Raw genomic sequence first — 23,707 nt, 5'->3', positions numbered from 1 at the left:
CGGGCGATTCGTGGGTGGTGCATGGGTGTCCGGAATGCCCGCACGGTGGTCCTCCGGTCCACCCATGAGGCAGGATCGTCCCATGGCACCCACCGATGTGATCGCTTGGCTCCTCGATTCCGACCCTGCTCTGCGCTGGCAGGTGGAGCGAGACCTGCTCGACGCGCCGACGCAGCAGTGGGAGGCGACCCGGGCGCGGATCCCGCAGGAGGGCTTCGGGGCGGCTCTGCTCGCGAAGCAGGACCCGGACGGCCAATGGGCCGGCGGGGCCTTCTTCCCCAAGGGCTTCTTCGAGAACCACGAGAATCAGCTCCTGCCCGGCCAGCCGTGGACGGCGACCACCTGGAGCCTGACCATGCTGCGCGAATGGGGCATGGACCCCGCCCCGCTGATCGAGCGGAACACGGCGCAGCTGCTGGCGGAGAACTCGCACTGGGAGTACGACGACTCGCTGCCCTACTGGGGCGGCGAGGTGGACTGCTGCATCAACGCGATGACGCTCGCGAACGGTCTGTGGCTGGGGGCGGACGTCGAATCCCTGCCGCACTGGTTCCTCGAGCACCGCATGGAGGACGGGGGCTGGAACTGCGAGTGGGAGAGCGGATCCGTGCGCTCCAGCTTCCATTCCACCCTCAACGTGCTGCGCGCACTCCTGATCCATGAAAAGGCCACCGGAGGCACCGGGGCCACGCGGGCCGCGCGCGACGCCGGCGAGGAGTACCTGCTGGAGCGTCACCTGGCCTGGACCCTGAGCACTCGGGAGATGCCCGGGCCCTGGGTGGATCACTTCCTCTACCCGCCGCGCCATATCTACTCAGCGCTGCGCGCCCTCGAGCACTTCCGGCTCGCCGGCCGGAAGGAATCCCGGATGGAGGAGGCCGTGGCGATGGTGCGCGAGGCGCAGCAGGCCGACGGCACCTGGCTCCAGCAGAAGGTCCTGCCCGGTGAGGTGTGGTTCGAGGTCGATGTCCCCGAGGGCGAATCGTCGAAATGGATCACCCTGGAGGCGCTGCGGGTGCTGCGCTGGTGGGGCGAGGGATAGCGGGCCGGGCTGCCAGAGCGGTCGCGACCGCGGATCCGTCAGGGCGGCCGACACGACCCGCCATGCGTTAGCATTTGCAAACACCCCAGGGGGGGGCGCGCGAGCGGCTGGGGTGACAGCAGAGGCACGATGGCGGGGGAGCACCATGGGGGAGCAGATGTCTCGCGGCCGACGCACGGCACTGACCGTCGTGACGGCAGTCGTGCTGGCCGTCGTCCTGGCCATCGTGGCCACAGCGGTGAACTACGGGCGAGGGGGGATCGCGCATCCTGCGGAGCGGGCCCGCACGGAGGCGGAGCAGGGCTACGAGAAATGGTCCGGCCCGTTCGAGGAGGAGGCCGCGGCGCGGCAGGCCGCTCGGGAGCCGGTGCTCGGACAGTCGATCGAGGAGACCTGGTACATCGGGTGCTCAGGGATCGCCGTGGGAGGGCCGGTACCGACGGCCCAGTTCTGCGATCTCTCCGTGGTGACGACGTATGCGGTCGACTGGACCGATCCGCATGCCGCGGTCGACGAGATCATCACGGTGCTCGAGGGCACCGAGGCCACCACGGGGAATGAGGTCACCGCAGGGCGGGGTGGGCCGTGGACGGCCCTCCCGAGGCACCCCGGAGAGGAACCGGGAGGGATGGTCGCCGAAGCCGGAGACCTCGGGACGGCCTACGTACATGAACCGGGATTCGAGGCGATCGAGAGCGGCGAGGCCCTGGGCACCGACCTCGTCCTCGACGAGGCGGCGATGCCCCGGATCGACGGTTTCCGATGAATCGCGCACGCGGCGGGGGCAGGAGAGCATCGAGCAGGACGAGGGGAGCTGTCATGGGGGAGCGGACACGCAGGACGTGGGTGATCGCGGGATCCTCCGGGGTCGCCGTGCTGGTCGTGATCGCACTCGTGGTCGTGGTGGCGGCGCTGGTCCAGCGAGGCGGGCCCACGACCACCGGGACCGCGACGGCGGCGGATGCGGAGGCACGTGCGATCGCCGCACGGGCCCAGGCCGACGCCGAGGCCGGGTACGCGGAGCAGGCCGAGCCCTTCGAGGAGCGCGCCGCAGAGAGGCAGGCGGCGATCGAGACGGTGCTCGGGGCGCCGATCGACCAGACCTGGTACATCGAGTGCTCAGGCATCCCGGGCGCGGAGGGTGGTCCCGCCGAGCAGCTCTGCTCGTTGACCGAGGTGACGACGTACGCAATGGAATGGTCGGACCCGACGGCAGCGGTCGACGAGATGGTCGCCGCGCTCGAGAGCGCCGACGACAGCTCGTGGACGCCTCTGTCCGCGCCGCTGGGGGAGGCTCCCCACGGCATGGTCGCGGAGAGCGACGACGGATATGCCTCCGTGCGAGAGCCGGGGTTCGCCCCGGAGGTCGGCCATACCCCGGTGACCGGTCTCTTCCCGGACGGGGTCCTCGCGAAGCACCCGGTCGCCGCGCAGGAGCCTCCGCGCGGATCGGGCACGGCGGAAGTGCGCGTCAGGACCGACATCTCCCGCAGCGACATCGGCTGCGACCCTCTGGAGGACGGTCGCTGCGGGTCTCTGCTGACGGCGCCGGCCATGCCGCACGTCGACGGGTTCAGCTGACTGGAGACGGGCACGAGGCGCGCGGCAGGTCAGCGTTCCACGAGCCACTTGACGAGGAAGGCGAGGGGCACCAGCGGGACCGCGGACAGACCGAGGATGCCCATCACGAGAGCCCCCTTGGACTCGGCGTCCAGGGTCTGCCGCCAACCGGCCGTCTTCAGCACATGGTCCAGCGGCACGTTCACATCGCCGGTGGAGAAGCGGTAGTCGACGACCGTGTGGAAGCCGTACCGGTTCAGCGCCCAGTCCTTCCGGCGGGAGAAGTGCCAGCTGCGGCCCGATGACAGTGCGGCGACCGCACCGAGCCCGGCCGGCCCGGCGGAGGCCTCGACCTCGTGAACCACGTCCAGGCGGCGGGCCGTCCCCGGCTTCGTGCGGACGAGCGTGCTGGCGAACGTCGTCGACAGGCTCCGCTCGGTGAGCAGGTGCCGCCACCGGGCGTCGGCCAGATTCGCCGAGATGCGGATCTGGTCCTGATCGGCCATCACCAGGTACGGAGTGTCGGCGAACGCCATGGCGACGGCGCGCACCACGTCCTCCCACGCCCACGGGTCGCGCCGGGTGGTCGGGGCCGGCAGAGGACGTCCGACGGTCACCATCTGGAGGGGCCGACGGGAGGAGGCCCCGGCGATGCGTCGCTCGCGGATCATCCCGAGGCCGCCGCTGAGGCAGATCAACCCACCCAGGACGGCGATGCCACCACCGAGGAACGCGCCCCAGGGCCACCCGTGGAGGAACGCGAGGGCGATGAGCAGGATCCCCACGCCGAGGAGAACGAGTGTCAGCGCGCTGAGGGCGATCAGCTTCCGGGTGAAGAGACTGCTCGGGTTCGCGCCGACCTCGATCATGAGGCCGCGGGCCCCGGTGCCGTCGCGCTGGCATCCCGGGTGGTGGTGCGGATCCGGTACAGGCTCGACGTCGCGACGATGTAGAGCGTGCTCCCGTCCTCCCCGCCGAAGCACAGGTTCGCGGTCTTCTCCGGCACGGGCAGGTCCAGCAGGCGCTCGCCGTCGGGGGAGAACACCTGCACCCCGGACAGGCTCGAGCTCCAGATCCGGCCCGCGACGTCCACCCGGATCCCGTCGGGCAGGCCGGGGGTGACCTCGACCAGGCTCCGCCCGTTCTTCGCATGGCGCCCCTCGACGACGTCGTACACGTGGATCGCGCGACCGCGCGGCCGCTCGGTGCCTTCGACGTCGGGGTCCGCCGGGGACAGCGAGGAGTCCGCGACGTAGAGCAGGGACTCGTCGGGCGAGAAGGCGAGCCCGTTGGGTGCCTCGATGTCGATCACCACGGGAGTGAGGGCGCCGGTGGACTCGTCGAAGCGGAACACATAGCGATCCCCGTACTCCTCCTCGCCGGCGTGCCCCTCGACGGGCCGCTTGATGCCGTAGGCCGGGTCGGTGAACCAGATCGCCCCGTCGGAGGCGACGACCACATCGTTCGGAGAGTTCAGGCGGACGGCGCCGAACCGGTCGACGAGCGTGGTCGGAGAATGCTCGTCACCGGGGCCGACGGCAGCATCGCGCTGCACGGCGCGGCGCCCGTGGGAGCACTCCACGACCCGGCCGCGCAGATCCAGGGTGCGGCCGTTGGTGTGCTCCGCGGCATCGCTGAACACGGTCAGCTCACCGGTCTCCTCCGAGTACTCGAGGATCCGGTTCGTGTGGATGTCGCTGAAGCGCACGGCCCGGCGCTGGGGCAGCCAGACCGGGCCCTCGGCCCAGGTGGCGCCGGTGGCGACCTTCTCGAGCGTCGCCCCGGGGGTGAGGAGGGCGGACGAGGGCTGAACCCGTGCGGGGGTCATCATGGTCGGATCGTAGGCCAGCAGGTCGTGTGCGGTCAGCCCCGTGCTGTCAGTCCGGTGCTGTCAGTCCCGCGCCGCGAGGCACAGGATCGCGGCGCGGGGTGCCCGGCTCCGTCACGATTGCGCAACAGGCCCCCGGAAACCGTCCAGGAATGCGGGGTGGGCGGGCAACGCTGTTAGGTTGCAGGCCACACCATGCGTGTGCTCCGCCACATGGAGCCGCGTCGATCCGTCACAGTGCCGTGACCCGTGCACCGGCCTGCCCTCTGGAGGAACCCATGTTCGATGCCGCTTTCACCCCCAAGCGACGCACAGTTCTGCTGTCCCTGGCGGGGATCCCCGTGCTGCTGTCGGCCTGCGCCAAGACCACGGACGACGGCGGCGGGAGCGGCGGCGGTGGTGACGCCGAGGGCGCCCTGACCGTCGGCACCACCGACAAGGTCACCGCGCTCGACCCGGCCGCTGCCTATGACAACGGTTCCTCGACCGTGTGGACGCAGGTCTACGGCTACCTCATGAACACGAAGATCGGCTCCGAGGACGGCAAGCCCGAGCCCGACCTCGCCGAGTCCGCCGAGTTCACGAGCGACAACATCTACACCGTGACCCTGCAGGAGGGTCTCACCTTCGCCAACGGCAACGAGCTCACCAGCGAGGACGTCAAGCACACCTTCGACCGTCAGCTCAAGATCGCCGACCCCAACGGCCCGTCGAGCCTGCTGGGGAACCTCGAGAAGGTCGAGGCGGTCGACGACCTGACCGTCGAGTTCCACCTCAAGGAGCCGGGCGACCAGACGTTCCCGTACGTGCTGTGCAGCCCGGCCGGCCCGATCGTCGACGCCGACGTGTTCCCGGCCGACGCGGTGCTGCCCGACGACGAGATCGTCTCCGGCAAGGCCTTCTGCGGGCCGTACCAGATCGCGACCTGGAAGCTCAACGAGCTGGTCTCCTTCGAGGCCTTCGAGGGGTACAAGGGGCTGTTCGGCGCCCCCACCACCGCGAAGGTGTCGATGTCGTACTACGCCGATCAGAACAACATGAAGCTCGACATCCAGCAGGGCAATATCGACTGCGTGTGGCGCTCCCTCTCGGCCACCGACATCGAGGACCTCTCGAAGGACGATGCGGTCACCGTGCACGACGGCCCCGGCGGCGAGATCCGCTACATCGTGTTCAACTTCGACACCATGCCCTACGGTGCGAAGACCGAGGACGCCGACCCGAAGAAGTCGCAGGCCGTGCGCCAGGCCGCCGCGGACCTCATCGACCGCCAGGCCATCGCGACCTCCGTCTACAAGGACACCTACACCCCGCTGTACTCGTACATCCCCGAGGGTCTGCCCGGCAACGGGACCCAGTTCCAGGACCTCTACGGCGACGGCAAGGGCGGCCCCGACGCCGCCAAGGCCAAGCAGCGCCTCGAGGATGCGGGCGTCGAGATCCCGGTCAAGCTCAGCCTGCAGTACAACCCCGATCACTACGGCAGCTCCTCGGGCGACGAATACGCCGCCGTCAAGGCGCAGCTGGAGGAGGGGGAGCTGTTCGTCGTGGACCTGCAGTCCACCGAGTGGGTGCAGTACTCCACGGACCGCACCACCGACGTCTACCCGGCGTACCAGCTGGGCTGGTTCCCCGATTACTCGGACGCGGACAACTACCTCACGCCGTTCTTCCTCACCGACAACTTCCTGGTGAACCACTACAGCAACGACGAGGTCAACGATCTGATCGCCCAGCAGCGCGGCACCGCGGACCCCGCCGAGCGCGAGGCCCTGTTCGTGAAGATCCAGGACATCGTCGCCGACGAGATCTCCACCCTGCCGCTCCTGCAGGGCGCGCAGATCGCGGTGTCGACGTCCGAGGTCCAGGGCGTCACCCTGGACTCCTCGTTCAAGTTCCGCCTCGCCCCGCTCAGCAAGTGACCACGGGCCTCGACACCGAGGTCGAGAACACCCCCGCCAGCACGCCTGCGCCCCGGCGCAAGCGGTCCGGCGGGGGTCTCGGCCGCTACATCCTGGTCCGCTTCCTCCTCATCATCCCGACCGTGTTCATCCTGATGACGGTCGTGTTCTTCCTGATGAGGATCACCGGCGACCCGATCACGGCGGCCCTCGGCGGCCGCCTCACCCCTGACCAGCTCGCGCAGCGGCGGGCCGAGGCAGGGTACGACCGGCCCCTGATCGTGCAGTACTTCGACTACCTCGGCGGCGTGCTGCAGGGCGACTTCGGCATGTCCTACACGGATCGCACCCCGGTCACCGAGATCCTCACGACCTACGGCGGCGCCACCTTCGAGCTGGTCGTCTACGCCGTGGTCGTGGCGCTCGTCGCAGGCGTGCCGCTGGGCATGATCGCGGCGCGCACCCGCGATCGCTGGCCCGATGCCGTGCTGCGGGTCGTCGCGATCCTCGGCTATGCCACGCCCGTGTTCTTCGTGGGCCTGCTGCTGAAGCTCGTGTTCTCCGCGGGCCTGGGATGGCTGCCGGTCGCCGGGCGGATCTCGACCCGCGGCGAGCTGACCATGGGCTCGATCTTGAACCCCAGCCCGTTCTACCTGCTCGACGCGCTCCGGCTGGGCCGCGTGGACGTGCTGATCGATGTGGCGTCGCACGCGGTGCTGCCGGCGATCGCGCTCGGCGTGCTCACCGGCGGGATCTTCCTGCGCCTGGTGCGCACGAACATGATCGGCACCCTGGAGATGCAGTACATCGACTCCGCCCGCTCCCGCGGGGTCTCCGAGTCCCGGCTCACCACGCGCCACGCCCTGCGTCCCGCTCTGATCCCGATCGTCACCGTGATGGGCATGCAGATCGCGATGATGCTGGGCGGCGCGGTGCTCACCGAGACCACCTTCGAGTGGAACGGACTGGGCTACATGCTCGCCGAGTACATGAAGGCCCGCGACTACGTGGCGGTGCAGGGCATCGTCATGATGCTCGCGGTCATCGTCGCGCTGTCCAACTTCGTGGTCGACGTGGTCGCCGCCCTCATCGACCCCCGAGTGAGGTACTGACATGACGCTCTCGAACCCTGTTCCGCCCGGGGAGGGCGACGGCACCGACGCGGACCTCGCGGTGGAATCGGCGACCGTCGCGGCCACGGCCCGCTCGCCCTGGTACTTCCGACTTCCCGTGGTCAGCCATCTGCGTCGCAGCGTCGGCCTCCAGCGGGGAATGCTCATCACCGGCGTCGTGCTCGTCGTCGGGCTGCTGCTGACAGCTCTGTTCGCCCCGCTGCTGGCCCCTTACGGCTTCGCGGCCACCGGGGTCGACGGGGTGAAGTTCGGCGGCCAGCAGCCCCCGTCGGCCGAGCACCTGCTGGGCACCACGGTGACCGGCTTCGACGTGCTCTCCCGCGTGATCTGGGGGACCCGCACCGCGGTCGCCGTGATGGTGTGCGCCGTCATCGCGTCCCTGTTCCTGGGGGTCGCGCTGGGGCTGCTGTCCGGCTACGTGGGCGGCTGGCTGGATCGTGTGCTGGTGATGCTGGCCGACGCGATCTACGCCTTCCCCTCGCTGCTGCTCGCGATCGTCATGTCGATCGTGATCTCCGGCGGCCAGTCCGGCGCCTGGGGCGGCATCATGGCCGCGGCGATCTCCATCACCGTCGTGTTCGTGCCGCAGTACTTCCGGGTGATCCGCGCCGAGGTGGTACGGCTGAAGGCCGAGCCGTTCGTCGAGGCCGCCAAGGTCATCGGCACCGGGCACCGCCGCATCATGGGCACCCACCTGCTGCGCAACTCCACCCGCACCCTGCCGCTGATCTTCACCCTCAACTCCTCCGAGGCGATCCTCACCCTGGCCGCCCTCGGCTTCCTGGGCTTCGGCATCGAGCCGACCAGCGCCTCCGAATGGGGCTACGACCTCAACCGGGCCATGAGCGATGCGACCAGCGGGATCTGGTGGACCGGGCTCTTCCCGGGCCTCGCGATCGTGGCCGCCGTGCTCGGCGTGACCCTGGTGGGCGAATCCATCAACGATCTCAACGACCCGCGACTGCGCACCCGCAGGAAGCGCTCGCGCGCGCAGCGGAAGAAGGTGACGGCATGACCGGCACGCAGAGCACTCCCCGGCTCGAGATCACAGACCTGGACATCCATTTCGCGACCGACGGCGGCGACGTCCACGCGGTCGACGGCGTGAGCGTGAGCGTCGCGCCGGGGGAGATCCTCGCGATCGTCGGCGAGTCCGGCTCCGGCAAGTCCGTGACCGCCCGTTCCATCCTCGGGCTGCTGCCCGAGACGGCGGAGGACTCCGGGGCGATCCTCGTCTCCGGGACCGACGTGGTGGGGCTGAGCGGGAAGCGCCTGCGGGCGCTGCGGGGCGAGGACGTCTCGATGATCTTCCAGGAGCCCTCGAGCGCCATGAACCCGGTGTTCCCCATCTGGTGGCAGCTCGGGGAGGGCTTGAAGGCCCACCGGCCGAAGATCACCCGCAAGGAGATCCGCGCCGAGGCGATCGCGGCGCTCGAGTCGGTGGGGATCCCCGATCCGGCCGAGCGCATCGACCGTTACCCGCACGAGTTCTCCGGCGGCCAGAAGCAGCGCATCATGATCGCCATGGCGCTCGCGCTCGGCGCCGAGCTGATCGTCGCCGACGAGCCCACCACCGCGCTCGACGTGACCGTGCAGGCGGAGATCCTGGAGCTCCTGCGCGATGTGCGCGACCGCTTCGGCACCTCGGTCATCATCATCACGCACAACATGGGCGTGGTCGCCGACCTCGCCGATTCCGTGGCGGTCATGTATCGCGGCTCCATCATCGAACGGGCCGGGGTGAAGGAGCTGTTCGCCAGCCCGCGCGAGGAGTACACCCGCAAGCTGCTGGCCGCGGTCCCGCACCTGGGACGGAACTCCGCCTGGACGGCGCTGAGCCGCGAGCAGCAGCAGGTGATCGAGGACGCCGCTCCCGTGGTGGTCGCGAAGGACCTCGTCATCGAATACCCCGGCAGGCTGGGCCGGGCCCCGTTCCGCGCCGTCAAGGGCGTGGACTTCCAGATCCGCGCCGGTGAGGTGTACGGGCTGGTGGGGGAGTCGGGCTCCGGCAAGACCACCATCGGCCGTACCATCGCGGGTCTCGAACGCGCCACCGGAGGCAGCCTCCAGGTGCTCGGGCACGAGATGAACGGGGTGCGGGAGAAGGACTTCAAGCCCGTGCGCCGGCGCATCGGCTTCGTGTTCCAGGATCCGGCGACCTCGTTCAACCCGCACCTGACGATCGAGGAATGCATCGCCGAGCCGCTGATCGTCCACGAGCCCCGGCAGTCCGCGGGGGACCGCTCCCGGCAGGTGAGGACCTTGCTCGAATCCGTCGAGCTGCCCGCGTCCTACGCGACGAGATACCCGCACGAGCTCTCCGGAGGCCAGCGCCAGCGCATCTCCCTGGCCCGAGCGCTCGTGCTCGAGCCGGAGCTGCTGATCGCCGACGAGCCGACCAGTGCCCTGGACGTCTCCGTGCAGGCCACGGTGCTCGAGCTGTTCCGGGAGCTGCAGGCCCGCCTGGGCTTCGCGGCGCTGTTCATCAGCCACGACCTGGCCGTGGTCGATTCCCTCGCCCACCGGATCGGCGTGCTGCTGCGCGGCGAGCTGGTCGAGGACGGCCACGGGCCCGATGTGCTGCAGCGTCCGCAGCACGAGTACACCCGCAAACTGATCGCCTCGCTCCCCGTGCCCGACCCCGTGGAGCAGGCGACACGACGCGAGGCGTTCCAGCGCGAGTGGGGCGCCGGCGCGACGGGCTGAACGGAGGGGCGATCCGTGGGCCTCGACGCGGCGGCGGGGGAGCAGTTCCCCGCCGCAGCGGCGCAGTCCTCGCGATCGATCAGATGATCACGATCGACGACGACGGGGGAGACATGCAGAAGCGGATGTCCGGCACCGCCCGACGGGGGATGAGGCACGCAGGCCTCGCGCTGGGCATCGTCGCCCTGACGCTCCCGCTCGCGGCCTGCGACAGCTGGAGCTCGACATGCGATGTCGAGTCGAGCTGCCACATCAAGATGTCGGGCCTGAACAGAGCCCATGAGATGCCGCGTCCGCTGGATGCGGAGGAAGGGGTCGACAACAGCACGTGGCGTCCGGATCGGATCTCGATCCAGGAGGCCACCGACGGAGGAACGGCGACGCTGGTCATCGGTGGCGAGGAGCACGTCTGCGCCGCCGGTGAGAGCTTCACCATCGCGGACACGACCATCACCTGCGCCGAGGTCGGCGACGACTCGATCGTGCTGGACACCGTCCGCGAGGGCTGAACGCTGCGGTCGGTGGGGAGAGGAGCGTGCGGGGCGGCGAACCGGGAGTCCTCCCCATCGCCGCCCTGTGCGGCGGCCAGCTACGGTGGCACGAGCCGACGCAGGACGAGCACGAGAGCGAGCAGGAGAGCGAGCATGAGCACTGGAACCCGGATCAGTCGTCGACGCAGGCCGCGCCAGGTGCTGCTCGCACTCACCATCGTCGGGCTGACCATCCCGCTCGCGGCCTGTGACAGCTGGAGCTCGACCTGCGAGACGGATTCGAGCTGCCACATCGAGATCTCCGGTACGAAGTTCTACGAGCTGCCGCGCCCGCTGGACGCCGGCGAGGGGACCGAGAACAACGGGACGACGGAACGGATACGGCTGGTCGAGGCCACGGAAGGTGGCACGGCGACCCTCCAGGTGGGCGGTGAGGAACCTGTCTGCGCCGCCGGAGAGAGCTTCACGGTCGTGGACACCACCTTCACCTGCACCGAGGTCGGTGACGAGTCGATCGTGCTAGACACGGTGCGGACCGGCTGAGCCGGTCGGGACGGCGGGGACGGTGGGTCCGACGGAGGGACCACGTCCTTCCCCGGCACTCCTCCCCGAGGAGGATCCGGGGTCGACCCGTGCTCCGACGTGCTCGGCGGCCGTGCACGGAAACCTGGAGGCATGACATCGACCCCCTTCCTCCCGGAACCGGACCCCGTCGCCGAGGACCGCTCGACGACGGTGCTCGGTACCGTGCCCGCGACCACAGCCGACCCCTCGTTCGGCGCCAGCCCTGACTCGACGCACGGGCCCGGCCCCGCGTCGGATCGGATCGAGGCGCTCGACCTGGTGCGTCTCCTCGCGATCATCGGGATGATGACCGCTCACCTGCTGGCGCCGCTGGCGCTGATGCCCGATGCCGGCGGGATCCAGGGGCCGCTCGCCCGGGTTGCCCACGTGCTCACCGAAGGACCGTCCTCGACGCTCTTCGCCGTGATCGGCGGCTGCAGCCTCGTGCTCGCCACGCGACGCCGGCTGGAGCGCGGTGATCGCCGCGGCGCCGTCGCCTCCGTCATGGTGCGCGGCGCCTGCGTGACCCTGATCGGTCTGCTGCTGGAGCTGCTGCCCTCCTCGGTGATGGTGGTGCTGGTGCCGTTCGGCCTGGCGATGATGATCACGGCGCCCCTGCTGCTGGTGCCCACCCGTCTCCTCGTGCCGCTCATCGCGGTGCTCGCGGTGGGCGGGCGCCCCCTCGCCCAGAGCGTCCCGGGCCCCGTCGAGTTCGGGACCGTGACCCTGCTCAGCCTCGGGGAACCGCTGACGGTGCTGCGTGGGATCGCGCTCACCGGCCAGTACCCCCTGATCACCTGGGTGCCGTACCTGCTGCTCGGGGTCGTCCTCATGCGATGCCTGCTGCGTGTCCGGCAGAGCGGGCGGACCCGGCGAGCCGCCGTCCTCGCCGCGGCGAACGGCACCGTCGCCGCCGTGATCGGGTACATCCTGCCGGTGGTGGCCGGAGCTCTCGGCGCCGCGACCCCGGGTGCCTGGCACCAGGCCGCGCCCCACACCGGCACGCTGGGCGACATGCTCGCCACCGGCGGGGTCGCGGTGGCGCTGATCGCCGTCGGGTTCGGGCTGCTCCCGCCTGGTCGACGTCTCGTGGGCCGGCCCGCCCGGATCCTGCGCAGCGCCGGAGCGGCCCCGCTGACGCTGTACGTGATCCACGTGGCGCTCACGAGCGCTGCCTTGATCGCCGCTGTCCTCCTGTCCGGCGGCGACCTGACCTCGATGCCCTGGTACGTCGCCGGGCTCGGGATCCTCACGGTGCATCTCGCGCTCACCGTCGGTCTCGGCGCGGTGCTCGCCGCACGGGGCGGACGCGGGCCGCTCGAGGCGCTGCTGGCCCGCGTGGGCCGACGGCTCGTGCGCTCCTGAGCGAAGTGCGCGACAGGGCTCGCCGCAGCAGGCATGATGGGATCCGCCTCGGCAGCGCCCACGAAGGGCGCGCACGGCAGGAACCCGAAGGAGGGGATCGTGCGCGGAGACCTGAGCTTCCGCGACGACGGCACGTTCACCGTCGTCCAGTTCAACGACACCCAGGACGGCCACCGCACCGACGTGCGCACGATCGCCCTGCAGGAGGCCGTGCTCGATGACGTGACGCCGGACTTCGTGGTCATCAACGGCGACGTCATCGACGGCTCACCCACCACCGCGCTCGAGGCGAAGCAGGCGATCAACAACGTCGTGCGGCCGATGGAGGACCGCGGCATCGCGTGGGCGATCACCTTCGGCAATCACGACGAGGACTCCACGGCGACGACCGGCCTGGACGAGCAGGGCTACCTGGACTTCGTCGCCCAGTACCGCCACAACGTGAACACGCCCGGCGCGAAGGGCATCACGGGCAGCGGCAACCAGGTGCTCACCGTCGGCTCCTCGAGGGGCAGAGGGCAGGGCGGCAAGGACAAGGCCACAGGGAAGGGCGGCTCCGATGCCTTCGCCCTGTGGCTCCTGGACTCCGGCCGCTATGCGCCCGAGGAGATCGCCGGCCAGGACTTCGAGGGCTACCCGGACTGGGACTGGCTGCGCCCCGACCAGATCCAGTGGTACCTGCGGACCTCGGAGGAGCTCGAGCGGAAGAACTCCGCCGTGGTCCCCGGTCTGGTGTTCCAGCACATCGCCCTGTGGGAGCACCGCTTCATGTGGTTCGCGAGCGTCGATTCGCGCACCGAGGCGGATCACGCCCGCGCCGTGTCGAAGCACTCCCTCGTGGGGGAGCGGAACGAGGACGAGTGCCCCGGGCCGTTCAACTCCGGCATGTTCGCCGCGATGCGGCAGCGCGGCGACGTGAAGGGCCTGTTCGTGGGCCACGACCACATCAACACCTATGTCGGGAACTACTACGGGATCCAGCTCGGCTACGGTCCCGGCACGGGTTTCGGCGCCTACGGCGCGGGTGGAGCCGAGAACCATCGCGTGCGCGGAGCCCGAGTGTTCCATCTCGACGAGAGTGCCGAGGAGGTCTACGCCGGGACCGAGCTGCACTTCGCCGCGGACTACGGCATCGACCTCGACGCGGCGGCGCAGCCCGGCGAGCCGGCCGAGTTCCCCGATGGGGTGCGCTGAGCCGGCGCCCGGGGCGCAGCCGATGTCGCAGGACTGTCGATGTCTCAGCACTATCGAATCTGCAGCACTGTCGATTCTGCCGATCCCGTTCGACAACAGGGTGAGGACGGCGAGAGACGCCGCCTCGCAAGGAGGATGATCCTGATGGCCCGTTACACCGTGTTCCTGTACCACCCCACCGATCAGGCCACGACCGATCCCGAGGTGCTGGCCTCGCAGATGGCCGAGCACGACGCGCACGGCAAGGAGTTGATGGACGAGGGCGTGATGATCTTCGGCAGCCCGCTCGAGGACCACGACGCGACCACCTCGATCCGTGCCGACAGCCTCGTGGACGGCCCGTTCGTGGAGGTCAACGAGGTGATCGTCGGCTTCTACGTGATCGAGGTGCCCGATCTGGACGCCGCGATCGCGGTGGCACGGCGCAATCCGATCATCCATCAGGGAGGCGGGGTCGAGGTGCGCCCCATGAGCGCCGAGGAGCAGCCCGGCGTGCACGGGAGCATCCCCGCGTGACGGACCCCGGGGCCGCAGCGGCGGCCGTCGCCACGGCGCACCGTGCCCACTGGAGCACGGTGCTCGCGGCGACGGTCGCGCTGACCCGCGATCTCGACCTCGCCGAGGACAGCGTGCAGGAGGCCTATGCGCAGGCGCTCGAGACCTGGGAGCGCAGCGGTGTCCCCGAGAACCCAGCAGGCTGGCTGACCACAGCGGCCCGTCGTCGTGCGCTCGACGTGATGCGGCGCGCGCAGACCCTGCAGCGCAAGCTGCCCCTGCTGGTGTGGGACGGTGCCGGCGACGGAGTTGAGGACGAGGACGAGGACGGGGACGAGGACGAGCACCCGGGCCACCGACGGATCGAGGACGAGTCCGTTCCCGTCGTGCTCGACGAACGGCTGCGGCTGATCTTCCTCGCCGCCCACCCTGCGCTGGCCCCCACCTCGCGGATCGTCCTGACCCTGCGCCTCGTGGGTGGGCTCAGCACCGAGCAGATCGCCGCCGCGTTCCTCGTGCAGACCTCGACGATGGCGGCCCGGCTGACCCGGGCGAAGAAACGCATCCGCCTCAGCCGCATCCCGTGCCGCGTGCCGCCCGCCGAGGAGCTCGACTCCCGCCTGGTCGACGTGCTGGACGTGCTCTCGGTGCTGCTGGCCACGGGAGCCGGCTCGGGCGGAGCGGCCCCGGGCCCGGCCCCGGAGGGCTCCGGGTCGCGGGCCGCTGTGCTCGACACCGTGGTGCACACGCTCGAGGTGCTGGTGGACCTGCTGCCGGGACGCACGGAACCGCGCGGCCTGCTCGCCCAGGCCCTGCTGCTGCGGGCACGCGCCTCCACCCGCACCGGCGCACGCGGCCGTCCGATCGCCCTGGCGGAGCAGGATCGTGCGCAGTGGGATCGCGAGCTGATCGATCGTGCGGACCGTCTCGTGGTCGGCGCGCTCGCCCAGGGCGGGCGCGGCCCCTATCTGCTCCAGGGTGCGATCGCGGCGTGCGTCGCCGTGCCCGCGCGGCACGAGGACATCGACTGGCGCGAGGTGGTCGAGCTCTACGACGCCCTGCTGGTCCACTGGCCCACGGCGATCGTGCAGCTCGCGCGGGTGGTCGCGATCTCGGAGGCCGACGGTGCGGCCGCGGCCCTCGCAGACCTCGAGCCGCTCGCAGAGGAGCTCGATGCGCACCGTCCGTTCCATGTCATCCGCGGTGAGCTGCTCAGCCGCCTGGGTGAGCACGACAGGGCCGTCCCGGCCTTCCGCGCGGCGTTGGAGCGCCCGGGTGGCGAGGGGGAGTCGGACCTGCTGCGCGAGCTGCTCCGGACGAGCTGAGCAGGAGCGGCCTCACGGTCAGCGGCGATCGAATCGCGGCTCGGCACCCTCGAGGATCTGGGCGACGACGGGGACATCGGCGTCGGCCCAGTCCCTGGTCGCCAGCTGATCACGGGTGACCCACTCGAGCCGATCGTGGTCGGTGCTGGCGAGCGGGCCGTCGTGGTCCAGGCGGGTCCAATAGCAGTCGAGATGGAGGTCGCGGTCACCGGCATCGGCCTCCCCGCGGCCGAGCAGCCATCCCACCGTGACCTCGACGCCGAGCTCTTCGCGGAGCTCCCGGATCAGGGCCTGCTGCGGGGACTCGCCCGGTTCGATCTTGCCGCCGGGGAACTCCCAGCGACCGCCGGCGCTCTTCCCGGGGCGGCGCCGGGCGGCGAGGAACCGGTCGTCGCGCACGATCACCGCGCCGACCACCCGCAGGGGTGCCGGGTCCTCGGGCTCCTCCTCGTCGTCGGCGAAGCCCACGTCGTGAGCCCACCAGGAGTGGCCGCAGCCACCGCACTCTCGATCCGGGCCGAGGCCCGTGCAGCCCGCCCAGACCACCCAGGACGGGGACGACTCCATGGCCCCGGGCACGGGCATGCCGATGACGCGGTGGAGCACCTGGCCGCCGCCGCAGCGTGGGCAGGTGCCGCGCTGCCAGCGATGCTCGCGGAATTCCGCGGGAACGGCGTCGTCGGAGGGTTCGAGGGTCATGCGCTCAGTGTGCCGCAGGGGTACGACGGACGGAGCGGGGAACAGCGGAGCGGACCATCACGAGGTGCTGGTCCGCTCCGAGGTCGTTCCGTCCCGCTCCGGATCAGCTCCAGGTGACGGGATGCTCGGGATCTGCCATGTCCACGGAGGGGGTGCCGAGACCGCCGCCCATCCACATCTCGCAGGTGCCCTTCTTGCCGTCCTTCTCGCAGTCCATCGTCGTGTCGATGCTGCCGATGTACTCGCCCTCGACGAAGGTGGGTTCGTCGTAGCTGGGCGTCGCCGTCATCTTGTCGATGGTGCGCTGGCTGTCCTCGGGGAGGGACCGCTTCACCGTGCCGTCGGTGAGCGTGTAGCCGTCATCGGTCGTGGCCGGCAGCTCGCCGATGCCGCAGCCGGCCTTCAGGGTGTCCTGGGCGATGCAGGCATCGACCGACTTCTGCACCGCGGCGCGGAAGGTGGCCAGGCCGTCGTCGGTCAGCGTCGCCTCGGGCCACTCGACGTCGGTGTCGTAGTCGGTGTACACCATCGGATCGGTGACCGAGGGGGCGAAGCCCTCCACCCCGAAGGAGATCTCATAGGACCCCGGCAGCATCGCGAGGCTGACATCCGTGGGCAGCTCCTCGCCGTTGATCGTGGCACCGAGCCCGGCCAGGGAATCCGGTGTGTAGGTGGACCACATGGGGGAATCCAGCTCGAAGACCTCGTCGGAGTCGTAGTCGCTCACGGTGAAGTCGTAGGTGGTCGCCTCGCCGCCCACGGTGAACGACACCGGCACGGTGCCGTCGATGCCCTCGGGCTCCATCGCGGGGGCCTCCACGACGACGTCGGCGATCGGTGCGGCCGCGAGTGCCGCGTCATAGGCCGCCGCGGGCAGCACCTCGTCGCTCCCGCTCGGATCGGCCGCGAGCTCGAAAGCTGCGGCGGAGTCCCCGGCGACCAGGGCATCCATGTAGTCGGTGACCAGGGTCGTGGCCTGCTCCTCCGGCGTCGCGGCCTTGTCCCCGCCCCCGCCGCCGCCCGTGGTGTCGCCGCCGCCACCGTTGCGCACGGCGAAGAAGATGATCAGGGCGATCACCACGATCACCGCGACGATCAGGAAGAGCGCGCCCGCGATGATGCCGATGATCAGGCCGGTGCGCTTCTTCTTCGGCGGCGGAGGGGGCGGCATCGGGGACGACGGCGGGGTGGACATCGGGCCGCCGTACTGGGGCATGGGGGAGGCGGGGGGCTGGGACACGGGGGAGCTCCTGGAACTTCGCTGACGGAAGTGCTCAGGATATCCGGATCGGGTTCTGGTACCGGTAACGATGCCGGATCGAGACCGCCGTGTGTCGGACGATCTACACGCCGAGGGCCTCCAGCACGGCATCGCCGTACTCCGCGAGCTTCTTCGCCCCCACCCCGCTGATGCCGGCGAGGGCACCGGTCGACTCCGGCCGGGACTGGACGATCGCGACCAGCGTGGCATCGGAGAACACCATGTACGGCGGGATCTGCTTCTCCTTCGCCACCTCGGTGCGCCAGGTGCGCAGGGCCTCGAAGCGCTCGCGCTCGGCGATCTCCAGCCCCTCGGCGGCGCGGGATCCGCCCCCGCCACCGCTGCGCGACGATCGCGAGCGCGTGGCCTTCGCCGGGCTGCGGTCCACGGCGAGCTCGACGGTGACCTCGCTGCGCAGCACCGGACCGGCATGGGACCCCGGGACGAGCACTCCGTAGTCGCCCTCGGCATCGACGATGCCGCGTGCCATCAGCTGACGCATCACCGAGCGCCATTCCTTCTCGCTCAGCTCCGCCCCGATGCCCCAGACGCTCAGCTCCTCGTGCCGGGACTGGCGGGAACGGTCGTTCTCCCGCCCCAGCAGCACCTCGATGATCTGACCGGAACCGAACTTCTGGCCGCGTTCGCGATCCAGCCGGATCAGGGCCGAGAGCAGCTTCTGCGCGGGCACGGTCGCGTCCCAGGTCTGCGGCGGGCTCAGGCAGATGTCGCAGTTGCCGCACGCCTCGGAGTCCTGCCCGAAGTAGCGCAGCAGCTGCACGCGCCGGCAGGAGACCGTCTCGCACAGGGCGAGCATCGCGTCCAGATGCGATCGGGCATTGCGCTTGAAGGTCTCGTCGCCCTCGCCGGAGTCGATGAACTTGCGCTGGCTGACCATGTCCCCCAGGCCGTAGGCCATCCACGCGGTGGATGGCTGACCGTCGCGCCCCGCACGGCCGGTCTCCTGGTAGTAGCCCTCGATCGACTTGGGCAGGTCCAGGTGCGCCACGAAGCGCACATCGGGCTTGTCGATGCCCATGCCGAAGGCGATGGTCGCCACGATGATCAGGCCCTCGGCGCGCAGGAACCGCTCCTGGTGGTCCTGGCGCACACGGGCGTCGAGCCCCGCGTGGTACGGGAGGGCCGGGATCCCGCGCTCGGAGAGCCAGGCCGCCGTCGTCTCGACGCTCTTGCGCGAGAGGCAGTACACGATGCCGGACTCGCCCTCGTGCTCCGCGGTGATCAGCTTCAGCAGCTGCTCGCGCGGGGAGGCCTTGGGCTCGATCCGGTACTGGATGTTGGGGCGGTCGAAGCTGGAGACGAAGTGCTTCGCGTCCTCCATCCGCAGACGCTCGGTGAGCTCACGGTGGGTGGCCTCGGTGGCCGTCGCGGTCAGCGCGATCCGCGGGACGCCCGGGAAGGCGTCGGCCAGCACCGACAGCCCCATGTAGTCGGGGCGGAAGTCGTGGCCCCACTGGGAGACGCAGTGCGCCTCGTCGATCGCGACGAGGGAGAGCCGGGCACGCTGCAGCAAGTCGATGGTGCGGGGGAGCACAAGACGCTCCGGCGCCATATAAAGCAGATCGATCTCGCCGGCCAGCAGCTGCTGCTCGACGGCCTGGGCCTCGTGCCGCTCGAGCGTGGAGTTGAGGTAGGCCGCACGGATTCCGACGGCCTCGAGCGCGGCGACCTGATCGGACATGAGCGCGATCAGCGGGGAGACGACCACGCCCGTGCCGCTGCGCAGCAGCGCGGGGATCTGATAGCACAGCGACTTGCCGCCGCCGGTGGGCATCAGCACCACGGCGTCCCCGCCGCCGGCGACCTGCTCGATGATCTCGGCCTGCTCGCCGCGGAACGAGTCGTACCCGAAGACGGTCGAGAGGACCTGGAGTGCGGCATCCGTCTGCTCGGCATCGCCCTCGCGGAGGGCGGAGATCGGGTCGGCGGTGCGCGGAGAATCCATGGTGGCCACTGTATTCGTCGGCAGGGACGGGTGGGGACCGGGCGGGATCGGTGTGGACGGCGACCGGTGGTCAGCTGTCGGAGGACACCGGGACCCGGTCGCCGGAGACGTTCCCGGTCTCGTGCTCGTCGTCCCAGTGCGGGTGCTCGGCATCCTCGACGGTGGCTTCGGTGAGCGCCGAGGCCGCGATGGCGACCCCGTCGCCGGTGCCCACCACCGAGGACTCGTCCACGGAGCGGTCGATGCTGGTCGACAGGGCCTTCTCCTTCACGAACAGCATGACCACGACGACAGCCAGGGCGACCGGGATCAGCCACTGCACGATCGGCAGCAGCGCCTCGTTGTACGAGGTGATGATCGGGATGCGGAACGCATCGGGCATATCGGCGACGGCGGACGGGGTCAGCCCATTCACGTTGAGCGCCCCGCCGGGGGCACCGGACGGCTGGTCGACCGCGGAGAGGTTCTCGGTGAGCAGGGTCGCCAGGCGGGAGGCGAACACCGCGCCCACGATCGCCGAGCCGATGGTGGCGCCGACCTGCTTGAAGTAGTTGAAGGAGGCGGTGGCGGTGCCGAGGATCCGCACCGGGAACGCATCCTGCACGATCAGCATCAGGATCTGCTGGCCGAGCCCCAGGCCGATGCCGAAGATGCCGATGTACGTGCACATCACGACATTGCTGGTCTCGAGGGTCATGGTGGAGATCAGATAGAGCGCGACGGCCATGATCGCCGAGCCGATGAGGGGGAAGATCTTGTAGCGGCCGGTGCGGGTGACCAGCTGGCCGGAGACGATCGAGGAGATCAGCAGGCCGCCCATCATCGGGATCATGAGCAAGCCCGCCACGGTGGCGTCCACCCCGGCGACCATCTGGATGTAGGTGGGCATGTAGCTGAGCACGCCGAACATCGCGACGCCGGTGAGCAGGCCCGCCAGGGTGGCCAGCACGAAGCTGCGGTTCTTGAAGAGGTCCAGCGGGATGACGGGCTGCGAGGCCGTGGCCTCGACCCGGACGAAGAGGGCTCCGAGCACGAGTGCGGCGGCGAGGAGCCCGATGATCTGCGGGGAGAGCCACGCGTACTGGCTTCCGCCCCAGGTGCACACGAGCACGACGGCGACGGTCGCGGCGGCGATGAGCATCATGCCGAGGTAGTCGATCTTCGGTCGCTGAGTACGGATCGGCGCGGGCAGGTGCAGGAACAGGACGATCGCGACGATCGCGAGCACGCCGAGGGGGAGGTTCAGCCAGAACGCCCAGCGCCAGCCCGGGCCCTCGGTGAGCCAGCCGCCCACCAGAGGACCGGCGACGGAGGAGACGGCGAACACCGCGCCCATGACGCCCATGTACTTGCCGCGCTCCCGCGCCGGGACCACTTCCGCGATCGCGGACTGCGAGAGGATCATCAGCCCGCCGCCGCCGAGGCCCTGGATGATGCGGGCGATGATCAGCAGCGCCATGCTGTTGCCCAGCCCGCCGACGACGGAGCCGATCATGAACAGCAGCACCGCAGCGATCAGCACGGGCTTGCGGCCGAACAGGTCGCTGACGCGCCCGTAGACGGGCATCATCACGGTCGACGCGAGGATATAGCCGGTGATGACCCAGGTCATCTGCTCGACGCCGCCGAGCTGGCCCACGATCGTGGGCAGGGCGGTGGAGAGGATCGTCTGCGAGAGGGAGGCCATCAGCATGGTCACCATGAGGCCGACGAAGAGCAGGACGATCGTCTTGGTCGAGGGGGTCGACTCCTCGGTGGGGGAGTGCGGCCGCGCGTGGGTGTCAGCGCGAGTGGACATCAGGCTTCTTTCAGGAGTGAGCGGAAGACGGAGATCGAGTGGTCGAAGGCGGAGAGGTTCTCCTCCTCGAGGATTCGCGGATCGCTCTCGTAGGCGAAACGCATGATGGATGCGGCCATCAGGACCAGTGCGCGGGCTCTGTCGAGGGGGCCCTCGACGCGCCCGCTCAGCAGGGAGTCCTGCTCGGTGAGCTGATCGAGGACGAGTTCCTGGATCTCCTGCGCCTGACGCTTGAGACGGTGGTTGAACTCGGGGAAGCGGTCCACGAGCTCCCGGCGCCGGGCGTAGCCGCCCTCGGTCATGCGCGAGGCGCGGGCCGTGGCGACGAGCAGGTGCACGGCACGGCGCAGGTCATCGGTGTCCGTGCTGTCCTCGAAGGAGGACTCGAGGACCTCGTCGGGGACGCGCGGTGGGACCAGCCCGAGGATCGCGTCCTCCTTGCTGGCGAAGTAGTTGAAGAACGTCCGGCGGGAGACTCCGGCACGATCGGCGATCGCATCGACCGTCGCCGCGGCGAGGCCGCCCTCCTCAGCCAGTTCGGAAGCGGCCAGGTGGAGACCACGGAGCGTCTCGAGACGCTGCCGCTGGCGAAGACCGGACTCAACTGTTTGCACCAGTGCAGTTTTGCACTCATGCAACTTCGCATCAAGGGGGTTCCCGCGTCTCGTGCCTCACAGGTGGGGCGGGCCGGAGCGTCGGGGCAGGCGTCGGAGTCGTTCTTCCCGAACTCCGCTTGTCGCCCCGCCCGGCCCAGTAGCCTCGGCGGGGAGGAGCGATGTCGGTCCTGCAGCGGCCGTGCGCCTGCCGTGTCCAGAGAGAGCGATTCCATGACCACCCGATACCTGATGCGTCTCGGCAAGACGCCGTTCGACGTCGTCGACGCCTTCCACACCTTGGACCGGAACCTGCTCGGGACCAACAGCGGGAACCTCGTCTACGGAGCCGCCGCGCACAAGCTCTTCTCCACCCGGGACACGGAGGTCGACGCCAACTACTACCGCATCACCGCGAAGATGGCCGATGCGGTCAACGATGAGTACGACGGGTTCATCCTGCCGCTGGCCAACGCCTTCCGCCCGGAGTTCGAGGGCCAGCTGCTGCGGACCGCAGAGTTCCTCGAGCGCCTGACGATCCCCTTCCTGATGCTCTCGGGTGGCGCGCAGCTCCCGATGGACGGCGACCCCGCGGCGCTCAAGGCTATGGAGCCGACGGTGAAGCGCTTCGCGCGGGCGGTGCTGAACGGGTCCAGCGCCCTGTCCGTGCGGGGAGAGAGGACGGCGGACTACCTGCGCTCGCTGGGATTCCACGACGTGGTCGTCGTCGGCTGCCCATCGCTCGCGCTGCACGGGCCCGGGCATCAGGTCGACGTGCCCGAGACCCTCGAGCGCGGAGCGCAGATCGCGTACAACCTCGAGACCAAGGACCCCTTCGGAGGGGACCTCATCGAGGATGCGGAGCGTCACTATCGGGCCACGTACATGGCGCAGGAGCACGGCTCCCTCGGGCTCATGCTCTGGGCCACCGATCCCTTCGCCGGCTCCGATCCGCGCCTGCCGCTGGCTCGGAGCCACCCGCAGTTCACCTCGGCGCGGGCGGAGATGTTCGTCGATGCCTATCCATGGATCGAGCGCATGTCGCAGATGGCGTTCTCCTTCGGGGCGCGGGCCCACGGCAACATCGCCGCGGTGCTCGGTGGCACCCCCAGCGTGATGCTGGCCCATGACTCGCGCACTCTCGAGCTCGCGCAGCACCACGGCATCCCGTACGTGATCCGCGACGCAGAGCACGAGCCCCGTTCGGTGGAGGAGCTGTACTCCCACGCGGATTTCACCGAGTTCAACCGCGGCCACGCCGAACGGTTCGGCGTCCTCAGCGACTTCATCCACGACAACGGCTTCGAGCACATCTACGACCCGGGTCAGGAGACCGCCCTCGCGGGCTACGAGCGAAAGATCGAGAGCACGTCGTTCCAGCCCGTGGTGCGGCCGACATGGACCGGGGAGCCCCCGGAGGTGACGCAGCGGCACGCCGTGCTGCAGGACAGGGACATGCGCCGGAAGCAGACGCAGGCGGCGATCCGTCGCGAGGCCGCCAAGCGGCAGAAGGCGACCCAGGACCAGCTCGCCCAGCTCGGCCGACGCCTCGACGAGGTCGAGCAGTCCCTCGACGATGCCCGACGGCGCGCGGACGGCGCGGAGCAGCGTGCGCTCAAGGCCGAGGCGCGCGTGGCCAGACTGGACAAGCGCCTCGTGACGCTCTCGCGGCTGACCGACGAGGCGACGGATCGTTCACAGCGCGCGATGCGCATCCCGACGCGGCTGAAGGACGCCGTCTCCCGGACGCGGAAGGACCGCTGAGCGGCGGGGTCGACTGCGCGAG

At 70.0% G+C, this 23,707-nt stretch carries 21 protein-coding genes; 14 read left to right on the top strand and 7 right to left on the bottom strand.

Annotated features, from left to right (window positions below; translation table 11 throughout):
• Positions 1 to 82 precede the first annotated feature (82 nt).
• From INT49_RS01435 to INT49_RS01425, 3 genes are all read left to right on the top strand, one after another.
• The gene (locus tag INT49_RS01435) at positions 83 to 1,042 is read left to right on the top strand and encodes a prenyltransferase/squalene oxidase repeat-containing protein (RefSeq protein ID WP_193115944.1); all 960 of its coding nucleotides are present in this window, start codon (positions 83 to 85) and stop codon (positions 1,040 to 1,042) included.
• Positions 1,043 to 1,187: 145 nt separating this feature from the next.
• The gene (locus tag INT49_RS01430; RefSeq protein WP_193115943.1) at positions 1,188 to 1,808 is read left to right on the top strand and encodes a hypothetical protein; all 621 of its coding nucleotides are present in this window, start codon (positions 1,188 to 1,190) and stop codon (positions 1,806 to 1,808) included.
• Between the two features lie 80 nt (positions 1,809 to 1,888).
• Positions 1,889 to 2,623, top strand: a complete 735-nt coding sequence (locus INT49_RS01425) for a hypothetical protein (protein ID WP_193115942.1) — start codon at positions 1,889 to 1,891, stop codon at positions 2,621 to 2,623.
• Positions 2,624 to 2,652: 29 nt separating this feature from the next.
• Here INT49_RS01425 and INT49_RS01420 read toward each other — a convergent pair whose 3' ends face one another.
• Positions 2,653 to 3,471, bottom strand: coding sequence for a hypothetical protein (locus INT49_RS01420; protein ID WP_193115941.1), 819 nt, complete (start codon positions 3,469 to 3,471; stop codon positions 2,653 to 2,655).
• Positions 3,468 to 4,433, bottom strand: a complete 966-nt coding sequence (locus tag INT49_RS01415) for an SMP-30/gluconolactonase/LRE family protein (RefSeq protein ID WP_319021465.1) — start codon at positions 4,431 to 4,433, stop codon at positions 3,468 to 3,470. The genes INT49_RS01420 and INT49_RS01415 overlap by 4 nt, the downstream gene beginning before the upstream one ends.
• A gap of 275 nt (positions 4,434 to 4,708) precedes the next feature.
• On the opposite strand from INT49_RS01415, the gene INT49_RS01410 reads away from it, so the two are divergent.
• The 10 genes from INT49_RS01410 (at position 4,709) to INT49_RS01365 (ending at position 15,604) form a co-directional block, all read left to right on the top strand.
• On the top strand, positions 4,709 to 6,352 hold the full coding sequence (locus tag INT49_RS01410; protein WP_193115940.1) for an ABC transporter substrate-binding protein: 1,644 nt from the start codon (positions 4,709 to 4,711) through the stop codon (positions 6,350 to 6,352).
• Positions 6,349 to 7,443 carry an ABC transporter permease gene (locus INT49_RS01405; protein ID WP_193115939.1) on the top strand — a complete coding sequence of 365 codons (1,095 nt, stop codon included), beginning with the start codon at positions 6,349 to 6,351 and terminating at the stop codon, positions 7,441 to 7,443. Before INT49_RS01410 ends, INT49_RS01405 begins: the two co-directional genes overlap by 4 nt.
• 1 nt (position 7,444) lies before the next feature.
• Positions 7,445 to 8,479 (top strand): ABC transporter permease, encoded by a 1,035-nt coding sequence (locus tag INT49_RS01400; RefSeq protein WP_193115938.1) that lies wholly within the window; start codon positions 7,445 to 7,447, stop codon positions 8,477 to 8,479.
• Positions 8,476 to 10,170: an ABC transporter ATP-binding protein gene (locus INT49_RS01395; RefSeq protein ID WP_193115937.1), complete on the top strand. Its 1,695-nt coding sequence runs from the start codon at positions 8,476 to 8,478 to the stop codon at positions 10,168 to 10,170. Before INT49_RS01400 ends, INT49_RS01395 begins: the two co-directional genes overlap by 4 nt.
• A gap of 83 nt (positions 10,171 to 10,253) precedes the next feature.
• Entirely contained in the window at positions 10,254 to 10,679 is a 426-nt protein-coding gene (locus INT49_RS01390; RefSeq protein ID WP_193115936.1) for a cupin domain-containing protein, read from the top strand.
• 135 nt (positions 10,680 to 10,814) lie between these two features.
• The gene (locus INT49_RS01385) at positions 10,815 to 11,204 is read left to right on the top strand and encodes a hypothetical protein (RefSeq protein ID WP_193115935.1); all 390 of its coding nucleotides are present in this window, start codon (positions 10,815 to 10,817) and stop codon (positions 11,202 to 11,204) included.
• A gap of 132 nt (positions 11,205 to 11,336) precedes the next feature.
• On the top strand, positions 11,337 to 12,590 hold the full coding sequence (locus tag INT49_RS01380; RefSeq protein WP_193115934.1) for a heparan-alpha-glucosaminide N-acetyltransferase domain-containing protein: 1,254 nt from the start codon (positions 11,337 to 11,339) through the stop codon (positions 12,588 to 12,590).
• A 99-nt stretch (positions 12,591 to 12,689) separates the two neighbouring features.
• Complete coding sequence (locus INT49_RS01375) at positions 12,690 to 13,784, top strand: metallophosphoesterase family protein (RefSeq protein WP_319021464.1); 1,095 nt, start codon at positions 12,690 to 12,692, stop codon at positions 13,782 to 13,784.
• Positions 13,785 to 13,928: 144 nt separating this feature from the next.
• Positions 13,929 to 14,300, top strand: a complete 372-nt coding sequence (locus INT49_RS01370) for a YciI family protein (RefSeq protein WP_193115932.1) — start codon at positions 13,929 to 13,931, stop codon at positions 14,298 to 14,300.
• Positions 14,297 to 15,604 (top strand): RNA polymerase sigma factor, encoded by a 1,308-nt coding sequence (locus tag INT49_RS01365; protein ID WP_193115931.1) that lies wholly within the window; start codon positions 14,297 to 14,299, stop codon positions 15,602 to 15,604. Before INT49_RS01370 ends, INT49_RS01365 begins: the two co-directional genes overlap by 4 nt.
• An 18-nt stretch (positions 15,605 to 15,622) precedes the next feature.
• Here INT49_RS01365 and INT49_RS01360 read toward each other — a convergent pair whose 3' ends face one another.
• From INT49_RS01360 to INT49_RS01340, 5 genes are all read right to left on the bottom strand, one after another.
• The gene (locus tag INT49_RS01360; protein WP_226849610.1) at positions 15,623 to 16,303 is read right to left on the bottom strand and encodes an NUDIX domain-containing protein; all 681 of its coding nucleotides are present in this window, start codon (positions 16,301 to 16,303) and stop codon (positions 15,623 to 15,625) included.
• Between the two features lie 103 nt (positions 16,304 to 16,406).
• On the bottom strand, positions 16,407 to 17,543 hold the full coding sequence (locus INT49_RS01355) for a hypothetical protein (protein WP_193115930.1): 1,137 nt from the start codon (positions 17,541 to 17,543) through the stop codon (positions 16,407 to 16,409).
• A 103-nt stretch (positions 17,544 to 17,646) separates the two neighbouring features.
• A complete protein-coding gene (gene recQ, locus INT49_RS01350) occupies positions 17,647 to 19,530 on the bottom strand; it encodes a DNA helicase RecQ (protein WP_193115929.1) in 1,884 nt (627 codons plus the stop codon).
• A gap of 70 nt (positions 19,531 to 19,600) precedes the next feature.
• Positions 19,601 to 21,328, bottom strand: coding sequence for an MDR family MFS transporter (locus tag INT49_RS01345; protein WP_193115928.1), 1,728 nt, complete (start codon positions 21,326 to 21,328; stop codon positions 19,601 to 19,603).
• On the bottom strand, positions 21,328 to 21,942 hold the full coding sequence (locus INT49_RS01340) for a TetR/AcrR family transcriptional regulator (RefSeq protein ID WP_193115927.1): 615 nt from the start codon (positions 21,940 to 21,942) through the stop codon (positions 21,328 to 21,330). Before INT49_RS01340 ends, INT49_RS01345 begins: the two co-directional genes overlap by 1 nt.
• Positions 21,943 to 22,155: 213 nt before the next feature.
• Between INT49_RS01340 and INT49_RS01335 the strand changes: the two genes are divergently transcribed.
• Positions 22,156 to 23,685: a polysaccharide pyruvyl transferase family protein gene (locus INT49_RS01335; RefSeq protein WP_193115926.1), complete on the top strand. Its 1,530-nt coding sequence runs from the start codon at positions 22,156 to 22,158 to the stop codon at positions 23,683 to 23,685.
• Positions 23,686 to 23,707: the final 22 nt, after the last annotated feature.

This window comes from Brachybacterium tyrofermentans (genome assembly GCF_014897585.1).
Lineage (GTDB): Bacteria > Actinomycetota > Actinomycetes > Actinomycetales > Dermabacteraceae > Brachybacterium > Brachybacterium tyrofermentans.
Note: the sequence above shows the minus strand (reverse complement) of the source record. Positions and strands in the feature narration are given on the sequence as shown.